Annotated in this window: 1 protein-coding gene; it reads right to left on the bottom strand. The window is 58.4% G+C overall.

Annotation, left to right across the window (positions count from 1 at the left end; all coding sequences use genetic code 11):
• On the bottom strand, window positions 1-399 hold a 399-nt coding region (locus EAS64_RS42850), incomplete at its 3' end, for a hypothetical protein (RefSeq protein WP_222850049.1).
• Window positions 400-471 lie beyond the last annotated feature (72 nt).

The raw sequence follows: 471 nt of genomic DNA on the forward strand, positions 1-471 counted from the left end.
CCCCTCTTTCCCTTTTTCCCTCCTCTTCCTCCCCCTTTCCTTCCCCTCCCTCCTTCCTTCTTCCCTCTTCTCCTTCTTTCCTCCTTCCTCCCTCCTCTTCCCCTCTTCTCCCTCTCCCCCTCCTCCTTTCCCCTCCTCTTCCTCTCCTTCTTCTTTTCCTCCTTCCTCTTCCTCTCCCTCTCCCTCCCTCTCCCTTCCTTCTTCCCTTCCTCTCTCCTCTCCCCGTTCTTTTTCCTCCGCTCTCCTCCTTCCTCTCCTCTTTCCTCCCTTTTCCACCCTTCCACTCTGTCTCTCCCCCTTTCCTCCTACCCCCTTTCCACTCGCCCTCCCTTTCCTCTCCTTCTTTCCCTCCTTCCTTCCTCTCTCTTTTATCCCCTCCTCCCCGCATACCAGCGCCACACCTGTCGGCCGCAGCGGTGGTGTTCCTGGGATCTCTGTCTGTCTCGCTGCTCCCTGGCGAGACCATCCTGG

Origin of the sequence: Trebonia kvetii (genome assembly GCF_007827045.1) — a bacterium.
GTDB classification, from domain to species: Bacteria; Actinomycetota; Actinomycetes; order Streptosporangiales; family Streptosporangiaceae; genus Trebonia; species Trebonia kvetii.